This window comes from Streptomyces sp. NPDC045967 (assembly GCF_056430495.1).
The window spans coordinates 1-15733 of the sequence record NZ_JBWKLE010000022.1 but is presented as its reverse complement, the minus strand read 5'-3'; the positions used below and the strand labels follow the sequence as shown (position 1 = coordinate 15733).

Genomic DNA, 15733 nt, shown 5'->3' with positions numbered 1-15733 from the left:
CCGCGGGCCCGGGCCGGCAGCAGCACCGGCTTGGGCCCGCGGTGGCCGCAGGTACGAAAAGCGCCCCGCCGTCGATCCCCCCACGGGTCGACGGTCGGGGCGCTTTCCTTTCCCCGGGACGGATTCCCCCCACGGGACCCGAGCCGGGGCGTCGGTGTCTGCCGGGACCCGTTCGGGTCGGGAGGGCCGCTCAAAGCCTCCCGCGGGAACGCGTCCCGGCCGGCCGGTGCCCATGGACGTCCCCCAAGACATCCGTCGGAACGTCCCCCAAGACATTCCCGGCACCGCCCCATTAGACCCGTGCAGACCCCGGATGGTTACGTCGGCATCACTGTGATCTGCGTCTCCCGTGAAGGAGGTGTGTGAGTGATGCGAAGGCGATCCGCTAGCGGAAGGACCGCAACCGGAGGCTGTTGGTCACCACGAAGACCGAAGAGAAGGCCATCGCGGCGCCCGCGATCATCGGGTTGAGCAGCCCGGCGGCCGCCAGCGGCAGGGCCGCCACGTTGTAGCCGAACGCCCAGAACAGGTTGCCCTTGATGGTGGCCAGGGTCCGGCGGGAGAGCCGGATCGCGTCCGCCGCGACCCGCAGGTCCCCCCGCACGAGCGTCAGGTCGCCCGCTTCGATGGCGGCGTCCGTCCCCGTGCCCATGGCCAGGCCCAGGTCGGCCTGGGCGAGCGCGGCCGCGTCGTTGACCCCGTCGCCCACCATCGCGACCGTACGGCCCTGCGCCTGGAGGCGGCGTACGACGTCCACCTTGTCCTGCGGAAGCACCTCGGCGATGACCTCCTCGATCCCGACCTCCCGGGCCACCGTCTCGGCGACGGCCCTGTTGTCGCCCGTCAGCAGGACCGGGGTGAGACCGAGCGCCCGCAGCCGGGCGACCGCCTCGGCGCTGGTCTCCTTGACCGCGTCGGCCACCGTCAGCACCCCGCGGGCGGCGCCGTCCCAGGCCACGAGGACGGCCGTGCTGCCCGCGGTCTCGGCCTCGGCCTTGGCCCGCTCCAGCGGTTCGGGCAGGGGGATCGACCGGTCGGCCAGCAGCCGCGCGCGGCCGACCAGGACGGCGTGCCCGTCGACCACGCCCTGGACGCCGAGCCCGGCGAGGTTCTCGAACCCCTCGGGAACGGGCGGCTCACCCGTCCGCGCGGCCGCCCCGGCGGCGATGGCGCGGGCGATCGGGTGCTCCGAGGCGTGCTCGAGGGAGCCCGCGAGGCGCAGCAGTTCCCTTTCGTCGACCCCGTCGGCCGCGTGCACGCCGATCAGCGTCATCCGCCCGGTGGTGACCGTCCCGGTCTTGTCCAGGACGACGGTGTCGACGCGGCGGGTGGACTCCAGCACCTCCGGCCCCTTGATCAGGATGCCGAGCTGGGCGCCGCGGCCGGTGCCCACCATCAGGGCGGTCGGGGTGGCCAGGCCCAGGGCGCACGGGCAGGCGATGATCAGCACGGCCACGGCGGCGGTGAAGGCGGCGGTGGGGTCGTCGGTGAGCAGCAGCCAGGTGAGCCAGGTGCCGAGCGCGAGCAGCAGGACCACGGGCACGAAGACCGCGGAGATCCGGTCGGCGAGGCGCTGGACCTCGGCCTTGCCGTTCTGCGCGTCCTCGACCAGGCGGGCCATCCGGGCGAGCTGGGTGTCGGAGCCGATGCGGGTGGCGGCGACGACGAGCCGCCCGGCGGCGTTGACGGTGGCGCCGGTGACGCTGTCGCCGACGGAGACCTCGACGGGTGCGGACTCGCCGGTGAGCAGGGAGGCGTCGACCGCGGAGCTGCCCTCGACGACCGTGCCGTCGGTGGCGATCTTCTCGCCCGGGCGGACGACGAACCGGTCGCCGACCACCAGCGTGCCCACCGGCACGCGGACCTCCCGGCCCCCGCGCAGCACGGCCACGTCCTTGGCGCCCAGTTCGAGCAGGGCCTTCAGGGCCGCACCGGCCTTCCGCCTGGAGCGGGCCTCCAGATAGCGGCCGAGCAGGATGAAGGTGACGACGCCGGCCGCGACCTCCAGGTAGAGGGCGGAGGAGCCGTCCGTGCGGGAGATGGTCAGGTCGAAGCCGTGCCGCATGCCGGGCATGCCCGCGTGGCCGAAGAACAGGGCCCACAGGGACCAGGTGAACGCGGCGAGGGTGCCGACCGAGACCAGGGTGTCCATGGTGGCGGCGCCGTGCCGGGCGTTGGTCCAGGCGGCCCGGTGGAAGGGCAGGGCGCCCCAGACCGCGACCGGCGCGGCGAGGGTCAGCGAGAGCCACTGCCAGTTGTCGAACTGCAGGGCCGGGACCATGGAGAGCAGGACGACGGGCAGGGCCAGGGCGGCGGACACGAGCAGGCGCCGGCGCAGCGCGGCCAGGACCGGGTCTCCCGCCGGCGCCTGCGGGTCGTCCGCCGCGCCGCGCTCCGCACCGGGCCGGGGTTCCGGCTCCGGCGGCGGGGGTTCCTCGGCGGTGTAGCCGGTCTTCACCACGGTCGCGATGAGATCGGCGACCCGGACGTCCGCCGCGTAGGAGATCTTCGCCTTCTCGGTGGCGTAGTTCACCGTGGCGCTGACCCCGTCCATCCGGTTCAGCTTCTTCTCGATGCGGGCCGCGCAGGAGGCGCAGGTCATTCCGCCGATCGAGAGTTCGACCGCCGTGACGGGTCCGTCGTGCACTGTGCTGGTCATGTTCCGGCTCCAGGGGGGTGGCCGGGGTGTACGGGAACCAGTATGAGCTGGCCGGCACACCCCGGCTCGGGTGCTGCCGAAGGGAGGGGCGGGTTCAGGCCCGGCCGGCGAACCCGTAGCCCGCCTCGTCCACGGCGGCGCGTACGTCCTCGTCGGCCAGCGGAGCGGCGGAGGCCACGGTGACCTCGCCGGTCGCGGCGACGGCCTTGACCGAGCTGACGCCCGGCAGCGCGGAGAGCTCGGCGGTCACCGCGCCCTCGCAGTGCCCGCAGGTCATGCCCGTCACCCGGTAGACGGTGGTGGTCGCGGTGTCCGTCTCGGCGCTCATGTCGTTCTCCTCTTCAGGGGCGTGTGCGGTCACCGGCAAGGCGGCGCATGACTGAACCGTCTTCCCGATACGGGAAGACTATACCCCTAGGGGGTATGGAAGCGAGTGTCCGCGCCCGTCCGTTCGGGATGTCCGGTCAGGATGAAGCGTACGGAAACAGCCCATAGGGAGCACCCGGCGACCTCGGGTGAGGGCTGCCCCGTTCGGCGCCCTGCGACGGGTCAGTCCTCGCGGCGCCCCCGGTTGCCGGGACGCCGGGCCACCCAGGCGCGGATCGTATCGGCGTACCAGTAGGGCTTGCCGCCCTCCACGTGGTCCGGTGGGGGAAGCAGCCCGTGCTTCCGGTAGGAGCGCACCGTGTCGGGCTGGACCCGGATGTGGGCGGCGATCTCTTTGTAGGACCACAGCTGCCGGTCGCTCATGACGCACCTCCTTGTCCACGTCGCAGGGCCGGCCGGAAGGCCGTCGGGGGAACCGGCGCGTGGACACGACGATCACTCGGTTGGTGCCCGGGGAACGACGCGGGGTGAGGCCGGGGGAGGGGCTGTCGAATGCCTGTGACGGAAAACCCGCGTAACGCGGACATGTGTGACACCAGGGAGACCCCTGTGACAGTCGGGGCATACGGGTCCGGTGGGTCCAGCCGGTCCGGCCGGTCCAGCCGTCCGTCAGCGGTAGAGGGCGGGCCGGGGCGCCAGGGTCACCGGGGTGCGCACGCCGGTGCGGGCCGCCGTGAGGGCCGCCTCGGACACGGCGGCCGCCGCATAGCCGTCCCAGGCGTCCGGCCCGGCCACCCCGCCCCGCGCGGCCGCCGCCACCCAGCGGCGCAGCTGCCGGTCGTAGGCGTCGGCGAAGCGCACCGTGAAGTCCTGGTCGATCTCACCGCCCCACCGGCCCGCCGACTGCACCACCATCGCCTGGCCGTCACCGATCCGGGCGCTGCCGGACTCCCCGACCGCCTCGCACGTCACCTGGTAGCCGAAGCCGCAGTTGACGAAGACCTCCACGTCCACGACGGCCCCGCCCGAGGTCTCCAGCAGCACCAGCCGGGGATCACGCAGCCCCTTTGGAGCCGCCGAGGTGGGGGTGGGGGAGAGCACGGTCACCGCCGTGACCTCCTGTCCCAGCAGCCAGCGGGCCGCGTCCACCTCGTGCACCACGGAGTCGCTGATCAGCATGTCGCTGGTGAAGAAGGACGGCGAGGAGACGTTGCGGTGCCGGCAGTGCAGGAAGAGCGGCCGGCCGATCCCGCCCGCGTCGAGCAGCTCCTTCAGCCGTTCGTACTCGGCGTCGAACCGGCGCATGAAACCCACCTGCACCAGGCGCCGGCCCAGCCGCCGCTCGGCCTCCATGATCCGCAGGGCGCCCGCCGGATCAGGGGTCAGCGGCTTCTCGCACAGCACCGGCAGCCCCCGCTCCAGCGCCTTCCCGATCGCCTCCTCGTGGGCCGGCCCGGGGGAGGCGACGAGCACGGCCTCCACCCCGGGCACGGCTATCGCGGCCGCCGGATCGGTGTGCGCGACGGCGCCCTCCAGGCCGCCCGCGACCTCCTTGACCCGGTCCCCGTCCGGGTCGGCCACCGCCACCACCCGGGCCCCGCCGACCGTCCGTCCGATCCGGCGGACGTGGTCGGCGCCCATCTTCCCCGTACCGATGACCGCGATGCCGAGCGTGCGGCTCATGTCGTGATTCCTTCCAGGAGTTCAGCGGGCGCCACAGGAGCGCAGGTAGGCGCGGGTGCGCCGGGCGACCGGGAGCGGACGGTCGGGGTCGCAGGGGTACATGTCCTGTTCCACGATGGCGAACAGGTCCACGTCCAGGCGCTGGGCCGCCGCCAGCACCGGCTCCAGGGCCGGCACCCCCGCCGGCGGTTCGCACATCACCCCGCGCGCCACGGCCGGCCCGAACGGCAGCCGCTCCGCGACCACTTCGGCGAGGATCCGCGGGTCCACCTGCTTCAGGTGCAGGTAGCCGATCCGCTCGGCGAAGGTCTCGATCGCCTGCACGCTGTCGCCGCCGCAGTAGGCGTAGTGGCCGGTGTCCAGGCAGAGCGAGACGAGGGCGGGGTCGGTGGCGTCCAGGAACCGCGCCACGTTCTCCGGGGTGTCGATGTGGGTGTCGGCGTGCGGGTGGACCACGATGCGCAGCCCGTACCGGTCGCGCACCTCCCGGCCCAGCCGCTCGGTCTGGGCGGCCAGTTCACGCCATTGCCCGGGCGTCAGGGTGCGGTCCTCCAGGACCTTGCCGGTCTTGTCGTCCCGCCAGAAGGACGGGATGACGACGAGATGCGCGGCCCCCATCGCCTGGGTGAGCGCCGCGATCCGCGACACGTGCTCCCAGGTGTCCTCCCACACGGCGGGACCGTGATGGAGTCCGGTGAAGACGGTGCCCGCCGACACCCGCAGCCCGCGCCGGGCCGTTTCCTCGGTGAGTCGGGCGGGATCCGTGGGCAGGTAGCCGTAGGGGCCGAGCTCGATCCAGGCGTACCCGGCGTCGGCGACCTCGTCGAGGAACCGCTCCCAGGGGGTCTGTGCGGGGTCGTCGGGAAACCAGACACCCCAGGAGTCCGGAGCCGAACCGACGCGGATACGGGTCAACGCGGGCGGGGAGGAGGTCATGGCGGCCACCTTAGGGTGCGAGGCTCGTAGGGACGGTGAAGACGGTGGGACCAGCGGGAGGACCGAGGGTGAGCGGGGACGGGCCGGCGTTCGACGTGATCACGATGGGGCGGCTCGGGGTGGATCTCTACCCGCTGCGCACGGGGGTACCACTGGCGGAGGCGGACACCTTCGGCAGGTTCCTGGGCGGCTCCGCCGCGAACGTGGCCGTGGCGGCCGCCCGCCTCGGCCGGCGCACGGCGCTGATCAGCCGCACCGGCGCGGATCCGTTCGGCAGCTATCTCCGCACGGAGCTGCGGGGGTTCGGGGTGGACGAGCGCTGGGTGGCCGAGGTCGCCGGCCGCCCCACCCCGGTCACCTTCTGCGAGATGTTCCCGCCCGACCGCTTCCCCCTGTACTTCTACCGGCTGCCCAAGGCCCCCGACCTGGAGATCGCCGAGGACGAGCTGGACCTGGACGCGATCCGGCGGGCGCGGGTGTTCTGGATGACGGGCACCGGCCTGAGCGAGGAGCCGAGCCGCACGGCCACGCTGGCCGCCCTGCGGGCGCGCGCGAAGGCCGGGACCACCGTCTTCGACCTGGACTGGCGGCCGGTGCTGTGGCGGGAGGAACCCGGCCCGTCCTACGAGCGGGCGCTGGCCCTGGCGACGGTGGCCATCGGCAACGCCGAGGAGTGCGAGATCGCCACCGGCGAGTCCGAGCCCTACGCGGCGGCCCGGGCGCTGCTCGCCGCCGGGGTGGAACTCGCGGTGGTCAAGCGCGGTCCGCAGGGCGTGCTGGCGGTCCACCGCGACGGGACGGTGGCCGAGGTCCCGCCGGTCCCCGTCCGGGTGGTCAACGGACTAGGGGCCGGGGACGCGTTCGGCGGCGCCCTGTGCCACGGGCTGCTCGCCGGGTGGGACCTGGCGGCGGTCATGCGGTACGCGAACGCCGCCGGGGCGATCGTGGCCTCGCGCCTCGCGTGCGCGTCCGCCATGCCGTTCGCCGACGAGGTCGAGGAGGTGGCCGGGCGTGCCGGTGGTGTCTGAGTGGGGAATGGAGTGGACGCGGCTGACCGTGCTCGACCTGGAGCCGGGCGAGGTGTACGCGCACGCCTGCGGTGATGCGGAGTGGATCGTCCTGCCGCTCGCGGGCGCCGGTACGGTCCGCCTCGACGGCTCCGCCCCGGACGGGGGCGGCGGACCGCTGGTCTTCGAACTGCGGGGGAGGAGCGGGGTGTTCGACTCCGCCACCGATTTCGCCTACGTGCCGCGCGACGGCCGGGCCGAGGTCACCTCGGCCGCCGGCGGCCGCTTCGCCCTGGCGGGGGCCCGGTGCGAGACCGTCCTGCCGGCCCGGTACGGCCCGGCCGCGGAGGTCCCCGTCGAGCTCCGCGGCGCCGGGCAGTGCTCCCGCCAGGTCAACAACTTCGCCGCCGCCGGCCCGGCCGGCTTCGCGTGCGACCGGCTCATCGCCGTCGAGGTGCTCACCCCCGGCGGGAACTGGTCCTCCTACCCGCCCCACAAGCACGACGAGCACCACCCCGGCGAGGAGTCCCGGCTCGAGGAGATCTACTACTTCGAGATCGCCCCGCACGGGGACACCCCCGGCCTCGGCTACCAGCGGGTCTCGCCCTCCCCGGCCGGCAGGACCGACGTCCTCGCCGAGGTGCGGACCGGCGACGCCGTCCTGATCCCGGACGGCTGGCACGGCCCCTCCATCGCCGCGCCGGGGCACGACATGTACTACCTGAACGTGATGGCCGGCCCGGACCCCACCCGCGCGTGGCTGATCCGGGACCACCCCGACCACGGCTGGATCCGCGACACCTGGCCGGGGCAGGCGATCGACCCCCGGCTGCCCTACCCGCAGGCACAGGCCGCGCAGGCCGCGCAGGCTGTGAAGCCCCCACACGTCCCGCAGGACCCGCAGACGGAGGCGCCCCGATGAGACTCACCGTCGCCCAGGCCCTCGTCGCCTTCCTCTCCCGCCAGTACACCGAACGCGACGGCCGGCGCCACCGGCTCATCGCGGCCACCTGGGGGATCTTCGGCCACGGCAACGTGGCGGGCATCGGCCAGGCCCTGCTGGAGACCGGTCCCGGCTCCATGCCCTTCCTGCAGGGCCGCAACGAGCAGGCCATGGTGCACGCCGCCGTCGGCTACGCCCGCCAGAGCGGGCGGCTCTCCGCGCACGCCGTGACCACCTCCATCGGCCCCGGCGCCACCAACCTCGTCACCGGTGCGGCCCTCGCCACGATCAACCGGATCCCGGTGCTCCTGCTGCCCGGCGACACCTTCGCCACCCGCCCCGCCGACCCCGTCCTGCAGCAGCTGGAGGTCCCGTACGCGGGCGACCTCTCCGTCAACGACGCGCTGCGGCCCGTCTCACGCCACTTCGACCGGATCACCCGCCCCGAGGCCCTCGTCCCCGCCGCCCTCCAGGCCGTGCGCGTCCTCACCGACCCCGTCCAGACGGGGGCCGTCACCCTCGCGCTGCCGCAGGACGTGCAGGCGGAGGCGTTCGACTGGCCCGAGGAGTTCTTCGCCGAGCGCGTGTGGGGCGTGCGCCGGCCCCGGCCGGACCGCGCCGAGCTGGCCGCGGCGGCCCGGGCCGTACGCTCGGCCTCCCGCCCCCTGATCGTCGCCGGGGGCGGCATCCGGCACAGCGAAGCCTCCGAGGCGCTGGCGCGGTTCGCCGAGGCCACCGGGATCCCGGTGGCCTCGACCCAGGCGGGCAAGGGGGTGCTTCCGTACGACCACCCCGCGGACGTCGGAGGGATCGGGCACACCGGGACGGCGACCGCCGACGAGCTGGCCCGGGAGGCCGACCTGGTCCTCGCCGCCGGCACCCGGCTGACCGACTTCACCACCGCCTCCGCGACCCTTTTCCGGAACCCGACCGTCCGGTTCATCGGCCTCAACCTCGACCCGTACGACGCCCACAAACTGGCCGCCCGGCCGCTGGTCGCCGACGCCCGCGAAGGGCTCGACGACCTCGGGGCGGCCCTCGCCGGCCACCGGGTGGACCCGGCCTACGAGACGGCGTACCGGCAGCGGAAGGCGGACTGGGAGTCCCGCGTCGACCTCGCCTTCGCCACCACCGACGAAGACCTCCCGCCCACCCAGGCCCAGGTCCTCGGACTGCTCGACGCCCTCGTGGACGGCACCGACATCCTGATCAACGCGGCCGGCTCGCTCCCCGGCGACCTGCACAAGCTGTGGCGGGCCCGCTCGGCCGACCAGTACCACGTCGAGTACGGCTACTCCTGCATGGGCTACGAGATCCCGGCCGCGATCGGCGTCGCCCTCGCCGCACCCGGCCGGCCGGTCTGGGCGCTGGTCGGGGACGGCACGTACCTGATGAACCCGACCGAGATCGCCACGGCCGTCCAGGAGGGCGTTCCGTTCCGGCTCGTGATCCTCGACAACCACGGCTACGCCTCCATCGGCGGCCTGTCGGGGGCGGTGGGCGGCGAGGGCTTCGCCACCGGCTACCGCTTCCGGGGGCCCGACGGCGCATACACCGGGGAGCCCCTCCCGGTGGACCTCGCGGCCAACGCGGCCTCCCTCGGAATGGCCGTGATCCGCGCCCGCACCGTCCGTGACCTGCGCGAAGCCCTCGCCGAGGCCCGCCGCGCGACCCGTCCCACATGTGTCTACACACAGACCCGAACGCCCGACACTGTGTCGGGCCCACCCCCCGCACAGGCGTGGTGGGATGTTCCTGTGGCCGAGACCGCGACCCGCGAGGCGGCGGTCCGGGCCCGTGAAGAGTACGACCGGCAAGCCGCGCAGCGACGTCGCCATCTGTGAAGGAGCAAGGCACATGAAGACCGTCAACCACTGGATCGGTGGCAAGACCGTCGAGGGCGCGTCGGGCAGCTACGGCCCGGTCACCGACCCGGCCACCGGTGAGGTCACCACGCGGGTCGCGCTCGCCTCCGCCGAGGAGGTCGACGCGGCGGTGCAGGTCGCGAAGGAGGCGTTCCAGACCTGGGGCCAGTCCTCGCTGGCCGCCCGTACGAAGGTCCTGTTCGCCTACCGAGCCCTGCTGGACGCCCACCGCGACGCCATCGCCGAGCTGATCACCGCCGAGCACGGCAAGGTGCACTCCGACGCGCTGGGCGAGGTCGCCCGCGGCCTGGAGATCGTCGAGCTGGCCTGCGGGATCACCACCCAGCTCAAGGGCGAGCTGTCCACGTCCGTGTCGAACCGGGTGGACGTCTCCTCGATCCGCCAGCCGCTGGGCGTGGTCGCGGGCATCACCCCCTTCAACTTCCCGGCGATGGTGCCGATGTGGATGTTCCCGCTGGCCGTGGCCTGCGGCAACACCTTCATCCTCAAGCCGAGCGAGAAGGACCCCTCCGCGGCCAACAAGCTGGCCGAGCTGATGGGCGAGGCCGGCCTGCCGGCGGGCGTGCTCAACGTGGTGCACGGCGACAAGGTCGCGGTGGACGCCCTGCTGGCCCACCCCGACATCGCGGCCGTCTCCTTCGTGGGCTCGACCCCGATCGCCCGCCACATCCACACCACCGCCTCCGCCCACGGCAAGCGCGTGCAGGCGCTGGGCGGCGCCAAGAACCACATGCTGGTGCTCCCCGACGCAGACCTGGACGCGGCCGCCGACGCGGCGGTCTCCGCCGCCTACGGTTCGGCCGGTGAGCGCTGCATGGCGATCTCCGCCGTCGTGGCGGTCGGCTCCATCGCGGACACCCTGGTGGAGAAGATCCGCGAGCGCGCCGAGAAGATCAAGATCGGCCCCGGCAACGACCCGGACTCCGAGATGGGACCGCTGATCACGGCCGCCCACCGCGACAAGGTCGCCTCCTACGTCGAGGGCGCGGCCGCCCAGGGCGCGGACGTGGTCCTGGACGGTACCGGTTACACCGTCGAGGGCAAGGAGAACGGCCACTGGATCGGCCTGTCCCTGCTCGACAACGTCAAGACGGACTCCGACGCCTACCGCGACGAGATCTTCGGACCGGTGCTCTGCGTGCTGCGCGCGGAGACCTACGAGGAGGGCGTGGCGCTCATCAACGCCTCGCCGTTCGGCAACGGCACGGCGATCTTCACCCGCGACGGCGGGGCGGCCCGCCGCTTCCAGTTGGAGATCCAGGCGGGCATGGTCGGCGTCAACGTCCCGATCCCGGTGCCGGTGGGCTACCACTCCTTCGGCGGCTGGAAGGACTCGCTCTTCGGCGACCACCACATCTACGGCACCGACGGCATCCACTTCTACACCCGCGGCAAGGTCGTCACGACCCGCTGGCCGGACCCCGCCGACGCCCCGGCGGGCGTGGACCTGGGCTTCCCCCGCAACCACTGACGCCTGACCGCACCCCCGGAACGCGGCAGCCCCCGGCCCACCCTCACCGGCCGGGGGCTCCGCCGTGCCGGCGGGCGTCAGCCGGCGCGGGCCAGGTCGGGAGCAGGCCGCGGACGGCCGCCGGCGGCGGCCCGGCGCCGGCGCAGGACCCAGCCGGCGAGGGCCGAGCCCGCCGGCACCAGGGCCGCGCCCGCGGCGGGCCACGGGACGGCGACGAAATCCGTCGACGCGCGCGCTGCGAGGTCCGGGTGGGCGGCGGCGCCGGCCGTGACCGTGACCGTCACCCGGTCCAGCTGGGGGGCGTCCGGCCACGGCTGCGTCAACTCGACGCGCTGACCGGGCAGGAGCGCGAGCTTCAGCGCCCGGGACGGGCGGCTGAACACCTCGCGCCCGAACAAGCCCTCGGCGGACAGCGCCACCTCCGGCTCGACGACCGTGTTGCCCCGGTTGACCAGGGCGTACGACACCGTGGCACGGGCGTCACCGACCCAGGGCAGCAGCGGCGCCGAGCGGCTGACCCGCACGTCCTCCACGCTCAGGCCCGGTGTCAGCGGTCCCGGCACGCGGAAGTACAGCCGGGCCCCCACCGAGCGCTTCACCCCGACCTGCACCCTGCCGTCCTCGCGCACCCCCTCCACGGCCGTGTTCAGCGCCACGATCCCGCCGACGTGGTCCCCGGGCGTCGCGTCCGCCGGGACCGTCACCGTGAACGGGATGTCCTTGCGGCCCCTGGCCGGCACCGTCACCGTCGTCGCCGTCTCCGGCGGCAGCGCGACCCACGCGCCGACGTCCGCGGGCTCGCTCTCCACCGGCAGCAGCGCGAAGGCGCCGTCCACCGGGGTGTTCACGGCGTCGGTGGCGAAGACCCGGAACGTCAGGTCCCGCTCCGAGGAGTTCAGGATCGTCGCGCTGTCCCGCACGGTGGCGCCGGCCGCGCCCTGGTGGAAGAAGTACGGGCGGTCCGTCATGGCCGCACCCGCCGCCGGCGTGGGGAAGACCCCCCAGGTGCCGTTGTCCGCCGCCGTCGCGGGGACGGCCGGGAGCAGGGCCGCGCCCAGCAGCAGCAGGCCGGCGAGCAGACCGTACGGGGAGGAGCAGGCAGGGGTGCGCATGGCGGCGTCTCCAGTCGGCGCGGAAGGGGGAGGTGGCACGGCCTCCTGCGCGGAGCACCGCACCACCCAGGGCCGGTCGACCGGCCGGACCGACGGCCCGACCGGTCGGGCCGGGTCAGGCGATGGAGAAGGTGACCACCGACTGGTAGGTGTCGGCGAACATGAACGACGGGAGCTGGATCATCCCCGCGCCGCCGACGGCGAACTCGCCCCCCGTCAGCTCCTCCCCGCCGGCGGCCTGCGAGGCCACCTTCATCGGGGTCCCGGAGATCGCCCCGGGCGCACCGGCGGTGCAGGTGCTCGGGCTGTCGGCGTTGGTGACGGCGCAGGTGGGCTGAATGCCGATCTGCGCCTTCGGCATCGAGTGGCCGGTCGTCTCGTTCAGGAACGGAGTACGGGTCGCCGTGACGTCCCAGCCGAGGCTGCCGCCGCGGAAGTCCTGGACGGTCATCGCCGTGAACTGGCCGGCGACCGACTGGGGCTTGCCGTTGATGGTGACCTTGCCGAAGCTGACGGCCGGGTTGCCGCCCTGCGGGCCGATGGCCAGCGGACCGGGCAGCACCTCGACGTCGACCGGGTTCCTCACCCCGGGCTGGTCCTCGAGGAAGACGAAGTCCTTGTACGGGGCGGCCGAGCCGTCGATCCTGATCTGGTCGGCCTTCTTGGTGACCGTGACCTCACAGGTGGCGGCGCCGCCCGCGGCCGCCGAGCCCGTGCCGGTGTCCCCGGTCGGAGCGCCCGCGAGGAGCGCGGAGCAGGTGACCGCGCCGGGGGCGAAGTTGGCGCCGGTGACGGCGACCTTGGTGCCCGCCTTGCCGCTGTTGGGGATCAGCCGGGTGGTGACCGGGTCCTTGGGCAGGGCCGCGACGGCGACCGAGCCGACGGAGCCGCTGGGGCGCGGGTCGGGGGTGCAGGTCGTGGTGTACACGGTGCCGCCGAGGTCGGCGTCCGTGATCACCTGGTCGATGGTGATGTCGATGGTCCGGCCCTCGGTGCCGTCCGGGATCGTGACGGTGCCCTCGAACGCGGGCGGGTCCGCCTTCTGGCCCGCCGTCTGCTTGCTCGGCACGGGCGGGCTCGTGACGGTCTGGGCGACGCCGTCGACGAGCAGTCTGGCCTTGGTGGTGTTGACGGTCTCGATGGTGAACATCGGCACGACCGGGGTCAGGCCGGGGTCGATCGAGATCGGCACGGTGTCGCCTGCCTTGGCGCCGTCCGGCAGTGTGACGGTGTAGTCCTGGAGGCCCTCGGCGTCGGGCTGCGGAGCCGGGGCATCGCACTTCACGTACACCGGGGTGGTCCTGGTCGCGGCCTGCGCGGAGCCGGTCAGGCCGACCACACCGCCCGTCAGGGCCAGGGAGAGGGCTCCGGCCCCGGCCAGTACTCTTCGTCGAAGCGTTCTCGTACTCACTGGGTCGCGACTCCTTCGTCATGACGAACCCTCCCCCCACCCGCTGTGTGGGGGAGGCCGAGCCGGTGCGGTGGCCGACATTGACGCGTCGCCGTGATGAGAAGTCAATGACTTGTTTTCCCCCGAAGCACACACACATCGATGTGCCATCAGGGCAGGTCTGATGGCCCGGCGGATACCGACTGGCCGGTGAGCCCGTCAGTTCGCGATGGGGGTGTGGAGCAGGAGGTCGGGGGTGCCTGCCGGGAGCCCGGTGATCCGGCCCGGCACGGCGCCGCCCGTCAGCGCCGCGGCCACCTGCGCAGGTGTCTTCGCCGTGTCGGCGGCGCGGATCAGCGCCGCCGCTCCGGCCACGTGCGGCGCGGCCATGGAGGTCCCGGAGGAGCGCGCCGTGGCGGTGGGGGAGCCCTTCCACGCGGAGACGACGGACACGCCGGGCGCCGAGAGGTCCACGCAGCGGCCGTGGTTGGAGAACCGCGCGCGCCGGTCCCCGGCGTCGGTCGCGGCGACCGTGACGGCCTGCCGTACGGAGGCCGGGGATCCGGCGCAGGCGTCCCGGCCGTCGTTCCCGGCGGCCACGACGAAGGTCACCCCGGAGGCGACGGCCCGGGCGACCGCCTTCTCCAGGGCGCGGCTGCGGGTTCCGCCCAGGCTCATGTTCGCGACCGCCGGGGTGGCGGGGGACCGGGCGGCGTGCTTCACCATCCACTCGATGCCGCCGACCATGGCCGAAAGCCGCGCGGAACCACGGCAGTCGGCCACCTTCACCGAGATGAGGGAGACCCCCTTCGCGACCCCGTACGTCTTGCCGCCGACGATGCCCGCGACGTGCGTGCCGTGGCCGTTGCAGTCGCCGGAGCGCTGGAGGAGCAGCCCGTTGAAACCGGCCCGCGCACGGCCGCCGAACTCCTGGTGGCGGGTGTTGATCCCGGTGTCGATCACGTAGACGTTGACGCCCTCGCCCGAGGCCGGGTAGGTGTACGAGCCGTCGAGCGGCAGCTCGCGCTGGTCGATCCGGTCCAGCGGCCAGGGGGCGCGCGGCTGGGTGTCGGTGGTGTGGAACTCCGCGTCCGGTTCCACCGAGGCGACCCGCGGGTCGGCGGCGAGGGCGGCCGCGCGGCCGGCGGTGGTGCGGACGGCGAACCCGTCCAGCACGGTGTCGTAGACGGTCCCCACGTCGTCGCCGGCGGCGGCCGCTTCGGCGGCCAGGGCCAGGGCGCGGGCGGGCAGGCGGGGGGCGGTGTCCTGCGGGGCGCCCTTCAGGACGACGACGTAGGGGGCGGTTCCGGCCGGCGCGGCGTCGGAGCGCGGTGGCAGGGCGGTGGCCGCGGTGGCTGTCGCGAGGAGGGTGGCGGCGGGCAGGAGGGCGGCGAAAGCGGTCATGTGGCCGATGCTCGGCGACGGCCGGCGGAGGCGCGCGGAGGGTGCGCCGACTGGCCGCACGACACGCCGCCGCGCGGGCGAGGGGCGTCGGCGACGGCCTGCGGTGACGGGCGGGGGGTCGGCGGTGACGGGCGGCGGTGGCCGGCGCGGGGCCGGCGTGGGCCCGCGGTGTCGGGCTCGGGCGCGGCGGCGGGGACTGGGGCTCCTACGGGGTGAAGGGCCAGCCGCGCATCGTGAAGACGCCCTCGTCGCGGGCTCCGGCGGCGGCGTAGGTGGCGAGGGCCGCCTCGTTGTCCGTGTCCACCCCCACCCACATGCCGTAGCAGCCGCGGGCCCTGGCCTCCTCGGCGAGGGCGAGGGTCAGTGCGCGGCCGATGCCGCGGCGGCGGTGGCCCTCGTCCACGGAAAGTTCGTACAGGCACATCTCGGTGCCCTTGTCGGGGTGGGTCATCTCCACGCCGGAGACCATCCCGGCGGGTACGCCGTCCACGTGGGCGATGAGCAGCACGTGCCCCGGAGCGGCCAGGAAGCGCTCGGACCAGTCCGCGCGGGCGGGCCCGTCGAAGAGGTGCTCGGCCGCGGCGAGCTCGGCGGCGGTGCGGGCCCGGCGGATCTCCATGGCGGTCACGATAATGCGGCGATGACGGAGGGGGAACAGGAATTCACCCAGGTGCGGGAGCGGACGCCGGAGGCGGTGCGCCGCTGCCTGGCGCTCGCCCACGAGGCGCTGTCCGCGGGCGGGTTGGCCGTGGGGGCGGTGCTCACGGACGCGGGGGGGGGGGGGGGGGGGGGGGGGGGGGGGGGGGGGGGGGGGGGGGGGGGGGGGGGGGGGGGGGGGGGGGGGAGAGGGGGGGGAGGGGGGGGGGGGGGGGGGGGGGGGGGGGGGGGGGGGGGGTTTGGGGGGGGGCCCCCCCG

General features: G+C 74.3%; 13 protein-coding genes. 4 read left to right on the top strand and 9 right to left on the bottom strand.

From position 1 onward, the window contains the following. Window positions 1–385: 385 nt before the first annotated feature. The 5 genes from AC07FY_RS29095 to AC07FY_RS29075 all read right to left on the bottom strand — a co-directional run bounded on the left by AC07FY_RS29095 (window position 386) and on the right by AC07FY_RS29075 (window position 5605). A complete protein-coding gene (locus AC07FY_RS29095; RefSeq protein WP_479012089.1) occupies window positions 386–2659 on the bottom strand; it encodes a heavy metal translocating P-type ATPase in 2274 nt (757 codons plus the stop codon). Window positions 2660–2753: 94 nt separating this feature from the next. Next, window positions 2754–2987: a heavy-metal-associated domain-containing protein gene (locus AC07FY_RS29090; RefSeq protein WP_479012086.1), complete on the bottom strand. Its 234-nt coding sequence runs from the start codon at window positions 2985–2987 to the stop codon at window positions 2754–2756. A 221-nt stretch (window positions 2988–3208) separates the two neighbouring features. Then, window positions 3209–3409, bottom strand: coding sequence for a helix-turn-helix transcriptional regulator (locus AC07FY_RS29085; protein WP_479012083.1), 201 nt, complete (start codon window positions 3407–3409; stop codon window positions 3209–3211). 246 nt (window positions 3410–3655) lie between these two features. Beyond that, window positions 3656–4669: a Gfo/Idh/MocA family protein gene (locus AC07FY_RS29080; RefSeq protein ID WP_479012081.1), complete on the bottom strand. Its 1014-nt coding sequence runs from the start codon at window positions 4667–4669 to the stop codon at window positions 3656–3658. A gap of 21 nt (window positions 4670–4690) precedes the next feature. Then, window positions 4691–5605 (bottom strand): sugar phosphate isomerase/epimerase family protein, encoded by a 915-nt coding sequence (locus tag AC07FY_RS29075; RefSeq protein WP_479012079.1) that lies wholly within the window; start codon window positions 5603–5605, stop codon window positions 4691–4693. Window positions 5606–5709: 104 nt separating this feature from the next. Between AC07FY_RS29075 and iolC the strand changes: the two genes are divergently transcribed. From iolC to AC07FY_RS29055, 4 genes are read left to right on the top strand one after another with little or no spacing between them, the layout of a single operon-like run. Continuing rightward, window positions 5710–6633, top strand: coding sequence for a 5-dehydro-2-deoxygluconokinase (iolC, locus tag AC07FY_RS29070; protein WP_479012275.1), 924 nt, complete (start codon window positions 5710–5712; stop codon window positions 6631–6633). 7 nt (window positions 6634–6640) lie between these two features. Further along, on the top strand, window positions 6641–7534 hold the full coding sequence (gene iolB, locus AC07FY_RS29065) for a 5-deoxy-glucuronate isomerase (protein ID WP_479012273.1): 894 nt from the start codon (window positions 6641–6643) through the stop codon (window positions 7532–7534). Then, the gene (gene iolD / locus AC07FY_RS29060) at window positions 7531–9399 is read left to right on the top strand and encodes a 3D-(3,5/4)-trihydroxycyclohexane-1,2-dione acylhydrolase (decyclizing) (protein WP_479012076.1); all 1869 of its coding nucleotides are present in this window, start codon (window positions 7531–7533) and stop codon (window positions 9397–9399) included. The genes iolB and iolD overlap by 4 nt, the downstream gene beginning before the upstream one ends. Window positions 9400–9412: 13 nt before the next feature. Then, window positions 9413–10912 (top strand): CoA-acylating methylmalonate-semialdehyde dehydrogenase, encoded by a 1500-nt coding sequence (locus AC07FY_RS29055; RefSeq protein WP_479012073.1) that lies wholly within the window; start codon window positions 9413–9415, stop codon window positions 10910–10912. A 77-nt stretch (window positions 10913–10989) separates the two neighbouring features. Here AC07FY_RS29055 and AC07FY_RS29050 read toward each other — a convergent pair whose 3' ends face one another. From AC07FY_RS29050 to AC07FY_RS29035, 4 genes are all read right to left on the bottom strand, one after another. Then, window positions 10990–12024: a WxL protein peptidoglycan domain-containing protein gene (locus AC07FY_RS29050; RefSeq protein WP_479012070.1), complete on the bottom strand. Its 1035-nt coding sequence runs from the start codon at window positions 12022–12024 to the stop codon at window positions 10990–10992. 115 nt (window positions 12025–12139) lie between these two features. Further along, entirely contained in the window at window positions 12140–13363 is a 1224-nt protein-coding gene (locus AC07FY_RS29045; RefSeq protein ID WP_479012067.1) for a hypothetical protein, read from the bottom strand. A gap of 270 nt (window positions 13364–13633) precedes the next feature. Next, window positions 13634–14818 (bottom strand): S8 family peptidase, encoded by a 1185-nt coding sequence (locus AC07FY_RS29040; RefSeq protein ID WP_479012065.1) that lies wholly within the window; start codon window positions 14816–14818, stop codon window positions 13634–13636. 205 nt (window positions 14819–15023) lie between these two features. Beyond that, window positions 15024–15437, bottom strand: coding sequence for a GNAT family N-acetyltransferase (locus AC07FY_RS29035; protein ID WP_479012062.1), 414 nt, complete (start codon window positions 15435–15437; stop codon window positions 15024–15026). Between the last annotated feature and the right edge of the window lie 296 nt (window positions 15438–15733).